Source organism: Acidimangrovimonas sediminis, from assembly GCF_002871005.1.
Taxonomy (GTDB): Bacteria; Pseudomonadota; Alphaproteobacteria; order Rhodobacterales; family Rhodobacteraceae; genus Acidimangrovimonas; species Acidimangrovimonas sediminis.
In genome coordinates this window covers 20,733-37,454 of sequence record NZ_PHSN01000004.1, presented here as the reverse complement: position 1 = coordinate 37,454, position 16,722 = coordinate 20,733, and the positions used below count along the sequence as shown (strand labels likewise).

Annotated in this window: 15 protein-coding genes; 3 read left to right on the top strand and 12 right to left on the bottom strand. The window is 67.9% G+C overall.

The window, feature by feature from the left end; all coding sequences use genetic code 11:
• Position 1: 1 nt before the first annotated feature.
• Positions 2–973, top strand: a complete 972-nt coding sequence (gene denD / locus CVV76_RS02395; RefSeq protein ID WP_102223036.1) for a D-erythronate dehydrogenase — start codon at positions 2–4, stop codon at positions 971–973.
• A 259-nt stretch (positions 974–1,232) separates the two neighbouring features.
• On the opposite strand, the gene CVV76_RS02390 is transcribed toward denD, so the two are convergent.
• Genes CVV76_RS02390 through CVV76_RS02380 form a run of 3 tightly spaced genes read right to left on the bottom strand, consistent with a single transcriptional unit; the run spans position 1,233 to position 4,316 of the window.
• Entirely contained in the window at positions 1,233–2,057 is an 825-nt protein-coding gene (locus CVV76_RS02390; RefSeq protein ID WP_102223035.1) for a carbohydrate ABC transporter permease, read from the bottom strand.
• Positions 2,057–2,992, bottom strand: a complete 936-nt coding sequence (locus CVV76_RS02385) for a carbohydrate ABC transporter permease (RefSeq protein ID WP_199178477.1) — start codon at positions 2,990–2,992, stop codon at positions 2,057–2,059. The genes CVV76_RS02390 and CVV76_RS02385 overlap by 1 nt, the downstream gene beginning before the upstream one ends.
• Positions 2,993–3,005: 13 nt before the next feature.
• Positions 3,006–4,316 (bottom strand): ABC transporter substrate-binding protein, encoded by a 1,311-nt coding sequence (locus CVV76_RS02380; RefSeq protein WP_102223034.1) that lies wholly within the window; start codon positions 4,314–4,316, stop codon positions 3,006–3,008.
• Between the two features lie 250 nt (positions 4,317–4,566).
• Between CVV76_RS02380 and CVV76_RS02375 the strand changes: the two genes are divergently transcribed.
• On the top strand, positions 4,567–5,664 hold the full coding sequence (locus CVV76_RS02375) for an ABC transporter ATP-binding protein (RefSeq protein WP_102223033.1): 1,098 nt from the start codon (positions 4,567–4,569) through the stop codon (positions 5,662–5,664).
• A 162-nt stretch (positions 5,665–5,826) separates the two neighbouring features.
• On the opposite strand, the gene CVV76_RS02370 is transcribed toward CVV76_RS02375, so the two are convergent.
• The 3 genes from CVV76_RS02370 to CVV76_RS02360 all read right to left on the bottom strand — a co-directional run bounded on the left by CVV76_RS02370 (position 5,827) and on the right by CVV76_RS02360 (position 9,068).
• Complete coding sequence (locus tag CVV76_RS02370; RefSeq protein ID WP_102223032.1) at positions 5,827–7,326, bottom strand: tripartite tricarboxylate transporter permease; 1,500 nt, start codon at positions 7,324–7,326, stop codon at positions 5,827–5,829.
• A 52-nt stretch (positions 7,327–7,378) separates the two neighbouring features.
• Positions 7,379–7,849 carry a tripartite tricarboxylate transporter TctB family protein gene (locus CVV76_RS02365; protein WP_102223031.1) on the bottom strand — a complete coding sequence of 157 codons (471 nt, stop codon included), beginning with the start codon at positions 7,847–7,849 and terminating at the stop codon, positions 7,379–7,381.
• A gap of 238 nt (positions 7,850–8,087) precedes the next feature.
• Positions 8,088–9,068 carry a tripartite tricarboxylate transporter substrate binding protein gene (locus tag CVV76_RS02360; RefSeq protein ID WP_102223030.1) on the bottom strand — a complete coding sequence of 327 codons (981 nt, stop codon included), beginning with the start codon at positions 9,066–9,068 and terminating at the stop codon, positions 8,088–8,090.
• Positions 9,069–9,367: 299 nt separating this feature from the next.
• Between CVV76_RS02360 and CVV76_RS02355 the strand changes: the two genes are divergently transcribed.
• Positions 9,368–10,108, top strand: a complete 741-nt coding sequence (locus CVV76_RS02355) for an SDR family NAD(P)-dependent oxidoreductase (protein ID WP_102223029.1) — start codon at positions 9,368–9,370, stop codon at positions 10,106–10,108.
• A gap of 3 nt (positions 10,109–10,111) precedes the next feature.
• On the opposite strand, the gene CVV76_RS02350 is transcribed toward CVV76_RS02355, so the two are convergent.
• From CVV76_RS02350 to atzD, 6 genes are all read right to left on the bottom strand, one after another.
• Positions 10,112–11,041, bottom strand: coding sequence for a LysR family transcriptional regulator (locus tag CVV76_RS02350; RefSeq protein WP_102223028.1), 930 nt, complete (start codon positions 11,039–11,041; stop codon positions 10,112–10,114).
• A 151-nt stretch (positions 11,042–11,192) separates the two neighbouring features.
• Positions 11,193–13,025 (bottom strand): allophanate hydrolase, encoded by a 1,833-nt coding sequence (atzF, locus tag CVV76_RS02345; RefSeq protein ID WP_102223027.1) that lies wholly within the window; start codon positions 13,023–13,025, stop codon positions 11,193–11,195.
• Positions 13,022–13,390 carry a cupin domain-containing protein gene (locus CVV76_RS02340; RefSeq protein WP_102223026.1) on the bottom strand — a complete coding sequence of 123 codons (369 nt, stop codon included), beginning with the start codon at positions 13,388–13,390 and terminating at the stop codon, positions 13,022–13,024. Before CVV76_RS02340 ends, atzF begins: the two co-directional genes overlap by 4 nt.
• Positions 13,383–14,048: a cysteine hydrolase family protein gene (locus CVV76_RS02335; protein WP_102223025.1), complete on the bottom strand. Its 666-nt coding sequence runs from the start codon at positions 14,046–14,048 to the stop codon at positions 13,383–13,385. Before CVV76_RS02335 ends, CVV76_RS02340 begins: the two co-directional genes overlap by 8 nt.
• Positions 14,048–15,619 (bottom strand): ABC transporter ATP-binding protein, encoded by a 1,572-nt coding sequence (locus CVV76_RS02330; protein ID WP_102223024.1) that lies wholly within the window; start codon positions 15,617–15,619, stop codon positions 14,048–14,050. The genes CVV76_RS02335 and CVV76_RS02330 overlap by 1 nt, the downstream gene beginning before the upstream one ends.
• A complete protein-coding gene (gene atzD / locus CVV76_RS02325; RefSeq protein WP_102223023.1) occupies positions 15,616–16,722 on the bottom strand; it encodes a cyanuric acid amidohydrolase in 1,107 nt (368 codons plus the stop codon). Before atzD ends, CVV76_RS02330 begins: the two co-directional genes overlap by 4 nt.

Genomic DNA, 16,722 nt, shown 5'->3' with positions numbered 1-16,722 from the left:
CATGCATGTAATGATCATCGGCGGCGCCGGCATGATCGGCCGAAAACTGGCCGAGCGGCTGGCGCGTGACGGCACGCTGGCAGGGGTGGAGATCGACCGGCTGACGCTGGTCGACGTGGTCGCCCCGACGGCCCCGGAAAGCCGAGTGAAGATCGCGACCGAGACCGCCGACCTTTCCGTGCCGGGCACGGCAGAGCGGCTGATCGGCGCGCGGCCCGAGGTGATCTTTCACCTCGCCGCCATCGTCTCGGGCGAGGCCGAGGCGGATTTCGACAAGGGTTATGCGATCAACCTCGACGGTACGCGCTGGCTGTTCGACGCGATCCGCCTGGCCGAGGGCTACCGGCCCCGGGTGATCTTCGCCTCGTCCATCGCGGTCTTCGGCGCGCCCTTCCCCGAGAAGATCGGCGACGAGTTCTTCCACACGCCGCTGACCAGCTACGGCACCCAGAAGGCGATCGGGGAGTTGTTGCTGAACGATTATTCCCGGCGTGGGTTCTTCGACGGCATCGGCATCCGGTTCCCGACGATCTGCATCCGGCCGGGCGCACCGAACAAGGCGGCCTCGGGGTTCTTTTCCAACATCCTGCGCGAGCCGCTGGCGGGCAAGCCCGCGGTGCTGCCGGTCTCGCCCGACGTGCGCCACTGGTTCGCCAGCCCGCGCGCGGCGGTGGGGTTCTGCCTGCACGCGGCAGAGCTGGACACCGCGATGCTCGGCGGGCGGCGCAACCTGTCGCTGCCCGGTCTCTCGGCCACGGTGGGCGAGGAGATAGAGGCGCTGCGCGCGGTGGCCGGCGACGGCGCGGTCGCGCTGATCCGGCACGAGCCGGACGAGACGATCATCCGCATCGTCGATGGCTGGGCACGCGACTTCGACACCGCCCGCGCTCACGCGCTGGGATTCCGCGCGGAGACCGACTTTCGAGACATCATTCGCGCCCATATCGAGGACGAATTGGGCGGAAATATCTGATTTCGCGGCGCTCCACTACGGAGCGCCGACAACTGCCGTTGGGAGAATTGACAAAAGACCGGTACGAGTAGCGTCGATATAATCACGAAACCGCGATCCGTTAATTCGGTTTTTGCGATCTATTTCTGATTGTTTTCGCATATTCAGAAAACACATAGCCATCATTTGTCAATTAAGACCATCTCCTTGATTTCGAATAATGGAATGAAACGGGCCCGCGCAATTCGCGCGGGCCCGCCGTTTCCTGCCGTGTCCTGCCTCAGTCCTTGAGCGCGCCCGACATCCCCGCCACATAGTATTCGACGAAGAAGAAGTACACGAGGACGACCGGCAACGTCCCCAGCAGAGACCCCGCCATCAGCTGCCCCCACTGGAACACGTCGCCCCGCATCAGCTCGGTCGTCAGGCCCACGGTGATCGTCTTGTTGTCCGACGAGAACATATAGATCAGGGCATAGAGATACTCGTTCCAGCTCAGCGTGAACGAGAAGATCGTGGCCGAGATCAGCCCCGGCACCGACAGCGGCAGGATCACCTTGATCATGATCCGCGGCCAGCTTGCCCCATCGACCAGCGCGGCCTCCTCCAGCTCCCGCGGGATCGAGCGCAGGAAGCCGATCAGCAGCCAGGTGCAGAACGGCACGAGGAAGGTCGCGTAGATCGGGATCAGCGCCCAGAGGTGGTTGAACCACCCCAGCTTCACCAGCACCTCGGCCAGCGGGATGAACAGGATCGCCGGCGGCACCACGTAGGAAAAGAAGATCGCCGTTGACAGTGCCCGCGCGCCCTTGAACTTCAGCCGCACGATGGCGAAGGCCGCGCAGTAGGACACCACGATCGACAGCGCCGTCGCCCCCACCGAGACATAGAGCGTGTTGAGAAACCAGCGCGGGTACTGCGTCTGGGTCAGCAGGTCGACGAAGCTGTTGATCGAGGGATGGAACACCCACCACGGGTTGGGGGTGTTCAACAGTTCCGTGCGGTCCTTCAGCGAAGTCAGAACCATCCAGTAGAACGGCAGCAGGAGAAACAGGAGCATCAGCCCCAGCGGCAGCCACAGCCGCCATCCGGCCCGTCTGTCCATCACTTGCCCTCCCGTGTCGATCTGAGCGCGACGATGGCGAGGATCAGCATGATCGGGATCACCGAGATCGCGATTGCCGCCCCCTGCCCGAGCGCGCCGCCGTTGATCGCCCGCTGGTAGGCGAGCGTGGTGAACACCTGCGTCGAGTCGAGCGGCCCGCCCCGCGTCATGGTCCAGATCAGCTGGAAGTCGGTGACCGTCCAGATCGTCGAGAACGACAGCAGGATCGTCGTCACCGGCAGGAGAAGCGGCCAGGTGATGCGGCGGAAGATCGTCCAGGGCCCCGCCCCGTCGATCTGCGCCGCCTCGATCAGCGATTGCGGGATCGCGGTCAGGCCCGCGAGGTAACCCATTGCGAAATAAGGAACACCCCGCCACATGTTGACGATGATGAGCGAGATCCGCGCAGGCCAGGGTTGACCGAGGAAGTCGATGTTGCTGTGGATCAGGCCCAGCTTGATCAGAAGCCAGCTCAAGGCGGAGAACTGCGGATCAAGCAGCCAGTTCCAGGCCAGCGCCGACAGCACGGTGGGGGCGACCCAAGGCAGCAGCATGATCGCCCGCGCCGCCCGGTAGCCCTTGAACTGCCGATTCAGCAGCAGCGCGAGGCCAAGGCCAAAGGTCAGTTTCAGCCCCTCGGAACAGACGGTGTAAAGCACCGAATACCCCGCCGCGGCAAGGTAGGTGGGATCGTGGAACAGCTGCGCATAATTCGCCAGCCCCACAAACGACGGGGTGCCGCCCAGCACCGTGTTCGTCAGGCTCAGCCAAAGCCCGAGACCCAGGGGATAGGCCAGCAATATCAACAGGATCAGCGTCGCCGGGGCCGCCAGAAGCGGCCCCAAGACGTTCGGTCTGTCCAGCGCCCGCCGAAGCAGCGAGCCGCTGGGGCGCGCCGCTTCCGGGCGCGCCTCCGGTGTGGTGGTGTCGCTCATCGCGCCCGGCCCGTCAGCTGCCGTAGATCGACTTGAGCTTCGCGGCCGCCGATTTGGCCGCGTCCTCGGGGCTGGAGCCGTGGGCGCAGGCATCGGCGAACATGTTGACGATGACGAAATCGTTCAGCGCCGTCGCCGCCGCGCGCCCCGGGGTGCCGGCGAAGCCGTCGGGGTGGTTGTCCTTGAGCACGTCGCGATAGGGCGTGATCTCGGGCGCCTTGGTCCAGATCGGCAGGTCCGCATAGCCCTTCAGCGCGGGCGTGACGTAGCCCACCATCCCGGTGACCCAGGGGTCCATCTGCTCGCGCTCGCACATGAAGCGCAGGTATTCCTTGGCCGCATTCGGGTACTTGGAATACTTGAAGATGAAGCTTTGCGAGAACAGGTTGAAGTTCGTCGCATGCCCCACTGGCCCGATCGGCTGCGGCGCCGTGCGGATGTCGGGGAACATGTCGGGGAACTTCTGCTTCGCCGTATACCAGATGCTGATGCCGTTGATCGTCATCGAGATCTGGCCCGCCAGGAAGGCCTGGTTGTTGTTCACGTCCAGCCACGAGGCCGTCCCCGGGATCATCGTCTCGTAAAGCGCCTTGGCGTATTTCAGCGCCTCGCGCGTCTCCTTCGAATCGATCGCGACCTTGTTGTCCTCGTCCACCTGCTTGCCGCCGAAGCCCCAGAGCAGGGTGTGACACCAGGTGTTGCCGTCGCCCACGGCGTGGCCAAGCGCCAGGCCGATCGGATGGTTGATCTTCTTCAGCGCCCGCGCGGCCTTCAACAGCCCGTCGAAATCCTTGGGGAAACTGTCGAAGCCTGCCTCTTTCAGCCAGCTCTCGCGATAGGTCACCGCGGCCCCCGGCCCGCCCATCGGCAGCCCGATCCAGCGCTTGTTCTCGGTGTCGTAGCCATAGCTTTTCGCGACGTCGTAGAAGCCGCCGTATTTCTTCTCGAGGTACTCGCAGACGTCCGACACATCGACCAACTTGTCGGGATAGATGAACGGGTCATCGTAGAACCCCATGATCACGTCGGGCCCCGATCCGATCTGCGCGGCCAGGCCCGATTTCGCCTGGATCTCGGTCCAGGACACCTCCTGGATCGTGACCGGCACGCCGGTAGCCTTGGTGAAGGCGTCGGTGTTGATCTTCCACTGCTTGTCGTCCTGGTCGATGAAACCGGTCCAGCGCAGAAGCTGCAGGCTGGCCCCCTTCTCGACGTCGAACATCGGCTTGTAATCGGCTGCCAGCGCCGGGCGCGCACCCGCCCCCACGGCAAGCGCGCCGGCCGCCGTCATCTGCAGCAATTCGCGGCGATTGAAATCGGACATTCTTTCTCCTCCCAGTAGAATATCTCGTCGAGAGACTAGATGCGCGCCCGTCGCCCTCCAAACGACAACCGGGTGAGAAGAACTCACGACTTCGTGATGGCGCGCGATCTGGTTCTCCTCTATTTTGGTATACCAATATTTGGGAGGAGGAAAGTGGGAATTGCCCGAGAAAGTCCGGAAGGATTTGGCAGAGACGCGGGAATCGCGTCCAATTCCGCTTGAACGCGAATCAGGGAGTCGCAGCACAGACATGGCAAAGGTGACATTGCAGAAGGTCGTCAAATCCTACGACGGCAAGCAGCAGGCGGTGAAGGGGATCGACATCGACATCGCGGACAAGGAGTTCGTGGTCCTGGTGGGCCCCTCCGGCTGCGGCAAGACGACGACGCTGCGCATGGTCGCGGGCCTGGAAAGCGTGACCGGGGGCGACATCCTGATCGGCGACAAGCGGGTGAACGACCTGCCCGCGCGCGACCGCGACATCGCGATGGTATTCCAGAACTACGCCCTCTACCCGCATCTCTCGGTCTACGAGAACATCGCCTTCGGCCTGCGCACCCGTCGCCATTCGGCCGAGGACATCGAGGCCCGGGTGACCGAGGCGGGGCGGATCCTCGGCATCGCCGACTTCCTCAAGCGCAAGCCGAAGGAGCTTTCGGGCGGCCAGCGCCAGCGCGTGGCCATGGGCCGCGCCATCGTGCGCCACCCGCAGGTCTTCCTGTTCGACGAGCCGCTCTCGAATCTCGACGCCAAGCTGCGCGCCCAGATGCGGACCGAGATCAAGCGCATCCACCAGACGGTGCAGGCGACCACGCTCTACGTCACCCACGACCAGATCGAGGCGATGACACTGGCCGACCGGATCGTCATGATGAACCACGGCGTGATCGAACAGATCGGCACCCCCGACGAGATGTACCACCACCCCGCCTCGCGCTTCGTCGCGGGGTTCATCGGCTCGCCGCCGATGAACTTCTTCGATTGCCACGTGGTGCAGGCGGGATCGGGGCTGGCTCTGCGGCTTGCCGACGGCACCGAACTGGTGCTGCCCGAGGACCGCGCGAAACGCTACGCCCAGTGGCGCGACAAGGCGATGGTCTTCGGCATCCGCCCCGAGGATCTGGGCCTCGCCACCGAGGCCGCGCGCCCCGACCAGGTGATGCCGGTGACGATCGAGGTGGCCGAACCGCTGGGCGCCGACACGCTCCTCTACTTCCCGCTGGGCGACACCTTCGCCTGCGCCCGGGTCGACCCCCACGCGCCGACGGCGGTGGGACAGACGGTGACCCTCGCCCCCAACCTTGCCCATATGCACCTGATGGAGCCCGAGCACGGCAGGGTCGTCTGACCCCCGACGAAAAGCCCCCGCTCCCCCTTCTTTCTGCTCGAAAATATCCCACGGGGGTGCGGGGGTGTGAAACCCCCGCGGATGCGGCGGGTGCGGGGGTGTGCCCCCCTCGCGGATGCGGCGGGGGCTGAGGTCTGAAACCCCGGCGCCCGCCGGATCGCCTCAGGCGCCCTGTTTCACCACCCGGCGCGCACGCGTCAGCCGGCGCAGCAGCACCGGCAGCAGCCAGATCGCGATAACCGCCACCCCCAGCCCCGCCGCGATCGGCCGCTCGAAGAAGCCCAGCGGACTGCCATGGGCCTTGATCATCGAGGTGACGAAATTGCGCTCCAGCATCGGGCCCAGCACGATGCCCAGGATCGCCGGCGCCAGCGGGATGTCGTTCTCCTCCATGACAAACCCGATCGCGCCGAAGACCAGCATGATCAGGATCCCCGCGACCGAATTGTTGATCGCGAACGACCCGGTGATGCAGAACAGAAGGATCACCGGCATCAGGATGTTCTGTGGCACCGACAGCACCCGGCTGGCCATCCGGATCATCACCCAGCCCAGCGGCAGCATGACGAGGTTGGCGAGGAAGAACACGATGAACACGGCATAGATCACCTGCGGGTGCATGATGAAGATCGTGGGCCCCGGGTTCACGCCCTTGACGTAGAGCACGCCGATGACGATCGCGGTGATGCTGTCGCCCGGGATGCCGAAGACCAGCGCCGGGATCCACGCGCCCGAGACGGCACCGTTGTTCGAAGCGCCCGCCTCGATGATCCCCTCGACATGGCCGGTGCCGTATTTCTGCGGCGTGCGCGACATCTTCTTCGACACCGCGTAGGAGATCCACGCCGCGATATCCGCCCCCGCCCCCGGCAGCGCGCCCACCGCGGTACCGAGGCTCGCGCCCCTCAGCGCCTGCCACGGATAGCGGCGCAGGTTGGCGAATTGTTTGCGCAGGATCGATCCACGCACTGCCTGCGGCGCGCGCTTCGCCGCCGGGTGGACGTAGTAGCGGAACACTTCGGACATGGCGAAGAGGCCGATCATCGCGGGGATGAACTGGATCCCCGCCATCAGCTCGACCGAACCGAAGGTATAGCGCGCCTCGCCCGTGGGGTTGTTCTGCCCCACCAGCGCGGCGCACAGCCCCACGAACAGCGACACGAGGCCCAGCGTGGCCGACCCGGGCGAGACGAAGACCGCGCAGCTCAGCCCCAGCAACACCAGCCAGAAATATTCGAAGGACGAGAATTTCAGCGCGATATTGGCCAGTTGCGGCGCAGCGACGGTCAGAACGATGGTGCCGAAGATCCCGCCCAGCGACGAGAAGAAAAGGCTCGCCCCCAGCGCCTCGCTGCTCTTGCCCGCCAGGGTCATGCGGTAGCCGTCGTCGACATAGGCGGCCGAGGCGGGCGTGCCTGGGATACGCAGAAGCGTGCCCGAGATGTCACCCGAGAAGATCGCCATCGCGGTGGCGGTCACGATCGAGGCGATTGCCGGCACCGGGTCCATGAAGAAGGTGAGCGGCACCAGAAGCGCGGTCGCAAGCGTGGCCGAAAGTCCGGGGATCGCACCCACGAACATGCCGAACATCGCCGATCCGAAGATCACCGCCAGAACGTAGGGCTGGAACACCAGCTGGAGCGCGTCCAGGTAGACGGACATGGAATTTCCTTCGCAGCTTCGGGGCGCGTGCCTGTGGGCCTGCGCCCGGGGGCTAGAACAGCGACATGAGATCCGGCCCCGGCAGTGGAACCAGCAGGAGCCCGGCGAACAGGAAGTAGGCGGCGAGCGAGATCACCACGGCGACCGGCACCGCCAGCACCGGGCGCGCGCCGCGCAGCAGCATCAGCGCCAGCACCAGCGGCACGGCGACGCCGAGAAACCCGAGCTGGTCGGAAAACAGCACGTAGGCCAGCACGCCCGCCGCTGCCGCGACCATGCCACCGACCCGGCGCCAGTCGGTCAGCCACGGCTGCACGGTCAGCGCGGGGATCCTCTGCCCCGCGCGCAGGGCCTGCACCACCAGCGCGACACCGATACCGAGGCCGAACAGCCCGGTCAGCCGGGGCATCGTGTCCGAGCCGTAGGATTGATCGGGCAGCGGATGATAGAGCCAGGACGAGGCAAAGACCGCCGCGCCCATGACCAGCATCGCAAACCCGAGAAAGAGGGTGTTGGCTTTCATGATCTCTCCTGTCGGAAACAGGTCCGCAGCGATCTGGCCCTGACGATCCGGCCTTGCCGAACCGGCCTTGCCGAACCGGTCGTGCTGAACCGGTCTGGCCGAACCGTGCCCGGCGTCCGGCCGGACGGCCCCCCGGGGACACCGTCAGAGATGCCCCCGGAAACGCCCGTCCCCTGCTCGCCCGTCTCCGGTCTGCCCGTCTTCGGTGTGCCCGTCTTCGGTTTGCCCGGGCCCGCGCTCAGCCCTTGGCAAGCCCCGCGGCCTTCATCACCTTGCCGAAGGAGGCATCGGCCTTGGCGGCGAAGGCTTCGGCATCCTTGGGCGGCATGTAGATCATCCCAAGCCCGCGCGAGGTCATGAATTTCTTGTAGTCGTCGCTGTGATAGGCCTCGTCCACCGCTTTCACGAGGACGGCCTTGACCGGATCCGGCAGGCCCTTGGGCGCGAAGACCCCGCGCCAGGCGGCCATGGTCCAGTCCGATCCCAGCGCCTCCTTGATCGTCGGCACGTCGGGGAACTTGTCCAGCCGCTTCGACGCCATCGTGGCCAGCGCGCGGACCCGGCCCGCCTCGATCATCGCCTGCGCCTCGGGGAGCGACGCTGTGACCATGCTCACCCCGCCCGCGACCATGTCGGTCAGCCCGGGCGCGGCGCCCTGGCTGGGGATCCAGGTCACCTGATCGGCGGGCATCCCCTGATCCATCATCAGCCCGTCGAGCGCGACGTTCCAGATCCCGCCCTGCCCGGTGCCCGATGCGGTGAAACTGCCCTTGGGCTGCTTCTTGATCGCGGCGATCAGCTCCTCGGCGGTCTTGTACTTGCTGTCGGCCGAGACGGTGATCCCCGCCGGATCCTGGTTGACCACGCCGAGGATGTCGTAATCGGCATAGGTCAGCTTGGTCAGCCCCTGCCAGTGCAGCATCCCGATCTCCACCGTGGCAAGGCCGATGGTGTAGCCGTCGGGTTTCGCCCGCGCGATGGCGTCATGGCCCACCACGCCCGAGCCGCCGGTGCGGTTCACCACGTTGACCGGCACGCCCAGATCCTTCTGCATCACCGAGCCGAGGATCCGCGCCACCGCATCCGTGCCGCCCCCGGCGGCCCAGGGCACGATCAGCTGGATCGGGCGCGACGGGTAATCCTTGGCCCAGGCCGACGACCCGCTTGCCGCAACAGCACCAGCAGCCGCACCCGCGGCCAGAAACTCGCGTCTCTTCATGAAGTCCTCCCTGATGACGGCCCTCTCCCGTGCGGGGTGCGGCTCCTCCTTCCGCGGCCCCCGCGGGCCTTGAGGTCAGCGAAACATGATTAACCGGGCCTGTCATGCCGGAAACCATGCGGAAGCGATGAAAACATTCCCCGCTGCGATCGCGAAACGCGAACGCTCCCCCAACCCAACCGAGTGATCGCGTTTCGCGATCGCAGGGCGGAATTAATTCATTGGGACGGACTTGCGCACCGGTCTAGCACTCGGACCAGCACCGCCCGCATCCCGGGCCGCGCTCAGGGGAGGACAGCATGAACACACTCGATCTCGCCGGCCGCAGCGCCGTGGTGACCGGCGGCGCGCAGGGCATCGGCCTTGCCGTCGCGCGCAAGCTTGCCGCCGGGGGCGCGCGGGTCTCGATCTGGGATGTCGACAGCGCGCTGGGGACCGAGGCCGCCGACGCGCTGGGGGGAGAGTTCCGGGCCGTCGACCAGACCGACCTTGCCGCGGTCGAGGCCACGACCCGCGCGACCGAGGCGGCGCTTGGCGGGATCGACATCCTGATCGCCTGCGCGGGGATCGCGGGCGCCAATGCCCGGACATGGGAATACGACCCGGCGGAATGGCAGCGCGTCCTCGACATCAACCTGACGGGGGTGTTCCACCTCAACCGTGCCATCGTGCCCGGGATGCTGACGCGCGGCTATGGCCGGATCGTCAACGTGGCCTCGATCGCCGGCAAGGAAGGTAACCCCAACGCCAGCGCCTATTCCGCCTCCAAAGCGGGGGTGATCGCGCTGACCAAGTCGCTGGCGAAGGAGACGGCGGATCGCGACATCGCGGTGAACTGCGTCACCCCCGCCGCCGCCCGCACCCGGATCTTCGACCAGATGAAGCAGGAGCACATCGACTACATGCTGTCCAAGATCCCGCGCGGCCGGTTCCTCGAGGTGGACGAGGCGGCGGCGATGATCGCCTGGCTGGCCACGGCCGAGAACAGTTTCACCACCGGGGCGGTGTTCGACCTGTCGGGCGGGCGCGCGACCTACTGACGATCAGCCCGGCGTCCGCGCCACGACGGCGCGCAGCTTGTCGACGAAGGCCTCGGCATTGGGCGACAGCGGCTCGCCCCGCCGCCGGACGATGCCGAAGCCGCCGATCGGTTTGCCGATCGGGTCGTACAGCGCCGTCAGCAGTCCCGCGTTCAGGTGATCGCGCACCACCGAGATCGGCAGGAAGGCCACCGCATCGCTGGTCTGCAACAGCTGGAGAATGGCAAAGATCGACCCGGATTCCACGGCATTGACCGGTGGCCCGAGCCCAAGCGCGGAAAAAGCGCTGTCGATCATCTGCCGCGTCGGGTTGGTGCCGGGCTGCATGATCCAGGGCCAGCCATGCAGCGCCTTCAGCGTGACCTGACCGCTCGCGCCCAGCGGATGCCCCGCACGTACGACAAGGCGCATGGGTTCCTCGCTCAGCCGTTCGAAATCGAAGAGCTGCCAGTGCCGCGGCGTGCTGAACCGCCCCACGGCCACGTCGACCGTTCCACCCTCCAGCATGTCCAGGATCTGATCGCTGGTCTCACCCAGCAGGCGGATCATCAGGCGCGGCCGTTCGGCCTTCAGGTCGGCCACGGTGCGGGCGATCAGGTCGGGCGCCGCGCCCATGATCGCGCCGACCACCAGCAGGCCGTGCCCGCCCGCGATCTTCGCCTCGAGGTCCTCGCGAAACCGGTCGATGCGCACCAGCGTGGCGCGGGCGAAGTCGATCACCTCGTGGCCCAGTTCGGTCGGGCGCATGCCGCGCGGTTCGCGCACGAACAGCGTGACGCCCAGCATCGCCTCGACGTCGCCCAGTAACTTCGAGGCCGTGGACTGGGTCATCCCCAGCGCCTCGGCCGCGCGATGCATGTTGCCCGTCTCCGACAGCGCGACGACGACCATGAGCTGCTTGAGCCGCAGCTTTCGTGCAAAGCCGTGATCCATCCCGGGGCGCCTCCCTACGACCCTCTTGTCAAAGGGTTATCGGAGGAACTTCGACCGGTCCACGAAGAATTCACCCAGTGCGCGGAAAGATACCGCGCGCCGGGTGAGGATCGTCATGCAAACCACTGCCTGAAATGGTTTTTCCCGGCGCTCATGCGGTCGCGCCGGAAAGCTGTCCCTGCGCCGCCTGCAGGTAGCCGCGCCAGCCGCCGTGCCGGGTGATGTCCTGCGCGCCGGTCAGGCCCGCCGCCTCCACCAGGAACCCCTGCACCTTGCGCCCGTCGGCCAGCACCACCGTCCCCAGCCCGAGCGGCGACGGGATCCCGACAAGGAAGCTGCCCACCTCGGCCAGCGGCAGGGCCCAAAGTTCCAGCGCGATCGCCGCGCCCCCCTCGGCGACGCGCAGAAGGCCCGGACGCAGGGGCGGACCGCCCGCAAGCAGCGACAACCGGTACTCGGGCGCCGTCTCGGTGGTCTCCAGGTAGCGGCCGCCGCGGTCGGTCAGCTGGTGGTTCAGGGGCAGGCCGGACATGTGCGCACCCACCGCGGCGATCACCATCTCGCCCGGCATGGCCGCGGGGCGCGGTTCGGGCGCCGCCGGCTGGGGCAGACCGGTGGCCCCGAGGCGGGCCCCGCCCGCCGCCTGAAGCGCCGCGCCCAGCGTCGCCAGCGCCGCATCGCCCCCCGCACGACCGAGCAGCGTCAGGCTGCCCGGCCGACCGTCGACGCGCGGCCCCGTGGGCACCGCGAGACCGCACAGGTCCAGCAGGTTGACGAAGTTGGTATAGGTTCCCAACCGAGAATTCGGCCCCACAGGATCGGCCTCCAGATCGTCGAGGGTGTAGAAGGTCGGGATCGTCGGCACGCAAAGCATGTCGAACCGGGAAAGCACCGGCTCGACCACGCGCTTCAGCTCGGCCAGCCGGTAGATGCCGCGGAAGGCGTCGGCCGCGCTCAGCCCCTCGGCCGCGCCGATGATCTGCCGTGTGACCGGGTGCAGCGCCTCGGGCTTGCGGCGCATCAGATCCTCGGCCACCGTCATCCGCTCGGCCACCCAAGCGCCTTCGTAAAGCATCTCGGCCACGTCGTAGAACGGAGTGAAGTCGACTTCCTCGATCCGCGCGCCCAGGGCCTTGAGCCTCCCCAGGCCGGCGGCGAAGCTTTCCGCCTGCGCGGTATCGCCGAAGAAGATCCGGCTCCGGGCATCCGGCACGCCGATCGCGATACCCGGCGGCACGGCGCCCATCGGCGGCGCGCAGAGCGGCCGCGCATAGGCGTCGGCGGCATCGTAGACCGCGGCGGCCCGGGTCACCGCCCAGGCATCCGCCACCGTCAGCGCAAAGACCGAGATCGTGTCGAGCGTCCGGCAGGCCGGCACCACCCCCGTGGAGGACAGCGCGCCGAGGCTGGGCTTCAGCCCGACGATGTTGTTGAGCGCGGCGGGCACCCGGCCCGACCCCGCGGTGTCGGTCCCCAGCGCGAAGCTCACCAGCCCCGCCGCCACGGAAACCCCCGACCCCGATGACGAACCGCCCGGCACGATCTCGGGATCGACGGCATTGCGCGGCACCGGAAAGGGGGTGCGCACGCCGACAAGGCCGGTCGCCAGCTGGTCGAGGTTGGTCTTGCCCACCGGCACCGCCCCGGCGGCGCGCAGGGCGGCCACGGCGAAGGCATCCACCTTCGGCAGATAGGCGAAGTCCGGGCAGGCGGCGGTGGTGGGCACGCCGCCCAGGTCGATGTTGTCCTTGATCGCGAAGGGCAGCCCCCAGAGCGGACGTGTCTCGGGGTCGAACGGCCCCAGCGCCGCGGCCTCGGCCGCGACCTCCCCGGCCGCGCGCAGGTGCAGGAAGATACCCGGATCATCCCGCCGATCGATGCGGCGGAACACCTCGGCCATCACCTCCTCGGGCCGGAGGCCCGCGGCATAGGCCGCATGCAGGGTCTGGATGTCGAGGCTCAGGTCGGAAAGGTCTTCGGTCATCGGTCTTCCTCTTGGGTGAAGCGCACCGGGCGCTCCCACTGGATCAGGACGACGCAGCCCTCGTCGGACCAGACCGAGTGCACCGATCCCTCCGGGTTGAGGATCAGCGTCCCGGCGGGATAGCTGCCGCGTTCATCGGATTGCATGCCGTCGAGGACGTAAATCATCTCGAGGCCCGTGTGTTCGTGTTCGGGGACGCCCCCGCCCGGGGCGTAGCGCAGAAGCGCCACCGCCGGTTCGCCCTCGCGCAGCGCAAGGATCTCCACGCCCGGCCGAAAGGGACGAAAGTCGAGGCTGTCCCAGTTGCCGGGGACAAGGCCGGGAATGGCCAGCGGGACAGGGCGTGTGTCACGGCGCTCAGGCATCCAGCGCCTCGAGGATCTGCGCGGTGGTCGCGGTCCAGCCGACGATGGCGCCCTGTGCGCGGATCATCTCGATCGCGGCGGCCTTGAAGTCGGGGAAGTAGCTTTCCGTCGCGTCCTCGGCCAGCAGGCAGGCAAAGCCGCGGTCGTTGGCCTCGCGCATCGTGGTCTGCACGCAGACCTCGGTCGTGACGCCCGCGAAGATCAGCGACCGGGTGCCAAGCCCTGCCAGGTGATCGCCCAGCCCGGTCGCGTAGAATGCACCCTTGCCCGGCTTGTCGACGACGTACTCGCCCGGTGCGGGGGCCAGGTCGGGCACGATCTCGGCCCCCGGCTCGCCCGCGATCAGGACACGGCCCATCGGGCCCTCGTCGCCAATGCGCAGGCTCGGGTTGCCGCGCGTGCGCTTGGCGGGCGGGCAGTCGGACAGGTCGGGGCGGTGGCATTCGCGGGTGTGGATCACCGGCAGCCCTGCCGCACGGAAGCCCGCGATCAGCCGGGCGGTGGCGGGCACGACCGCCTGCAAGAGCGTCACGTCATTGCCCAGCGAGGCACCGAAGCCCCCCGCCTCGATGAAGTCCCGCTGCATGTCGATGACGATCAGCGCCGTGGTCGCGGGATCGAATTCGTAGGCGAAGGGTTTGGCGTCGATCACGGCCATCAGGCGTGCCCTCCCATGTGGTGCCCCCCCATGTGGGACCCAAGCGTCGGGATGTCGGCCTCCGCCGCGGGCACCTCGTAGACGATGCGGCCCTCGGACATGACCAGCACCCGGTCGGAAAGCTCGAGGATCTCGTCCAGATCTTCGCTCATAAGCAGCACCGCCGTGCCGGCGTTGCGCGCGGCCATGATGCGTGTGCGGATCTCGCTCACGGCGGCGAAGTCGAGGCCGAAGCAGGGGTTGGAGATGATCAGCAGGTCGACATCCCCGCTCAGCTCCCGCGCCAGGACCGCGCGCTGGACGTTGCCACCGGAGAGCGCCGCGATCGGCGCGTCGACCGAGGTGGTCCTGACCTTGAAGCCCGCGACCAGCGCCTCGCCGCGCTTGCGCATCTGCCGCCGGTTCAGCCAGAAGCTTGAGGGCGCGCCCTTCCCACCCGCGCCCTTGGCATCGAACGACCGGAAGGCAATGTTCTCGGCCACCGACATCCGGGGCGCGCAGGCGTTGCGCAGCGGCTCCTCCGGCAGGGTGCGGATGGCAAGGCGGCGCTGCTCGCCCCGCGTCGCGTGGTAGGGCGTGCCATTGACCTGCATGCCGCCCGAGATGAGGGCACGCTGGCCGGTCAGCATCTCCATGAACTCCATCTGGCCGTTGCCGGAGATGCCGGCGATCCCCACGATCTCGCCCGCCCGAACCTTGAGATCGTCGACCGATATCTCCTTGAGGCCCGAGCGGTCCGGCGCCACCGCGCCCTCGACCGCCAGCACGACCTCGCCGGGCGTGCCATGCCGCGCGGCGGGTGCGGGCAGGGTCGCCTCGCCCATCATCATCGCGGCCATCCGGGCGTGCGACAGGTCTGCCACCCTGCCCTGTCCGACCAGCCTGCCCCGCCTGAGGACCGAGACGTCATCGGCGAAGGCCGTCACCTCGCGGAACTTGTGGGTGATCATCAGGACGGTGATCTCGCCCGCCGAACACAGCGCCTTGACGTGGCCCAGTACCTCGTCGGCCTCGTCAGGGGTCAGGACGGAGGTCGGCTCATCCAGGATCAGAAAGCGCCGCCCGAGGTAGAGCTGCTTGAGGATCTCAAGCTTCTGCTTCTCGCCCGCGGCCAGCGCGCTGACCGGCTGACCAAGCGGCACGCGGAACGGCATCCGCGCCATGAACTCCTCCAGCGCCGCGGTCTCGCGGCGCCAGTCGATCACACGGGGCGCATCCTCGCGGCTGATCACCAGGTTCTCGGCCGCAGTGAGCGAGGGGACGAGGGTGAAATGCTGATAGACCATGCCCAGCCCCAGCGCATGGGCCTGCCGTGGGTCGGCGACCGGTGCCTCGCGCCCCGCGACCATGAGCTGGCCCGAGGAGGCGTGGTAGAAGCCCATCATGCACTTCACCAGCGTCGACTTGCCCGCACCGTTCTCGCCCAGAAGCGCGTGCAGCGTGCCCGGCGCGATCCGGATCGAGACATCGTCGAGCGCGGTGAAACCGCCGAAGCGCATGGTCATGCCCACCGTCTCGACCGCCAGCGCGCCGCCGGGGGCCGGGGTCTTGGCGTGAAGTGCTGCCGTCATGCTCCCACCTCCTGCCGGTCGACGATCACCGCCACCGGGCCGCCGCCGTCGGGGCCCTGATGCTCCGCCCCGCCCGAAACGAACAGGTCCGCGCGCCCGACCAGCCCGGCCAGCGCACCGCCGGTGAAGGCGCGCGCATGGCGAGTGGCCGAGATGTCGCTGTCGTCGAGCATGGTATGACGCAATCCGCGCAGCACGCCCGAGGTGCCCGGTTCGGCCTTGGCCAGCAGTGCCACCACCCGATCCGCCTGCACTTGCGGCAGCTGTCCGGGGGCCGACAGACCCAGCCGGGCCAGCGCTGCCCGCACCGGTTCGATGTCGATCCCGTCGGCCATCACCGCGTGGTCGATCGCCAGCGGCCCGGCCCAGCCCTCGGCCATCCCCATCACCAGGATCTCATGGCCCATCAGTTCCACCCCCGCCGAGGTGCTGGCGCGGGTGGCGTAATGGTCGAGATCCTGCCCGATGCGCAGCGTGGCGGCCACCTCCGTCCCGATCTCCCCCAGCGCGACCGCGACGCCCAGGGCCGAGGCCCCGCGCGACGCACCCATGGATTTGAGCGTGTCGGTCAGGGCAGGCTCCGCGCCGCGTGCCCGCGCCTCGGCGATGCGGGCGGCGGTGAGCAGCGGGCATTTCACCTGAACGAAATGCACGTCCTCCGGATCGTCGATCCCCGCCGCCGCCATCGCCGCGCGCACCCCCTCGGCAACCGCGGCGATTTGCGCCGGGCGGCCAAGATCCTCGGGCGCGAGGTTGGGGGTGACATGGCTGCCGATCGCCAGCGCCGGGCCGGTCTGCCCCGCTTCCGCCGCCACCTCCTCGAACACCAGAAGATGCGGCGAGAGCGCGCCCTCGGTCCCCCCCGACATCACCAGCGCGATCCCGTCCAGCGCCGCCGCGTCCAGATGCGGCGCCAGAGCCGCACGCAGCGCCGACACCGCGAAGGCGCGGGTGAAATCGTTGACGCAGCCGTTGCCCTCGGTCTTGCCAAGGATCGCGCGGATCGCCCCGGGCGCGACCTTGCCACCCGCGATCAGCGCGGCAAGACCCGCGGTGTCGTCCGGGCCGGCGGTGGCGATGCGGTGCAGCCGTGCCTGCCGCAT